The organism is Streptococcus mitis, assembly GCF_946188375.1.
Lineage (GTDB): Bacteria > Bacillota > Bacilli > Lactobacillales > Streptococcaceae > Streptococcus > Streptococcus mitis_CX.
Genome location: NZ_CAMHUS010000096.1, coordinates 1 through 266, shown reverse-complemented (window position 1 = coordinate 266; position 266 = coordinate 1). Strand labels below are relative to the sequence as shown.

The 266-nt window shown below is 67.3% G+C and carries 1 pseudogene; it reads right to left on the bottom strand.

From position 1 onward, the window contains the following. Positions 1 to 266, bottom strand: a pseudogene (thiG, locus tag N8M16_RS10090) (thiazole synthase); the annotation flags it as partial.

Below are 266 nucleotides of genomic sequence, written 5' to 3'. Positions count from 1 at the left end.
CGGGTCACCAGCCCCTGATTGGAGCCGATGGGGGCGCCGAGCGGCATGACGGCGGCGCAGCCCACCTCTTCCAGCCGCTTGCAGAGCACGGGATCGGCCCCGCAGTAGGGCAGCACCACGAAACCCTCTTTCACCAGCTGTTCGGCCGCCTTGAGGGTCTCTATGGGATCGGGCAGCAGGTACTTGGGAGCGGGGTGGATCTCGAGTTTCAGCCAGTTTGTGCCGAGCGCCTCCCGGGCCAGATGGGCGGCAAACACCGCCTCTGC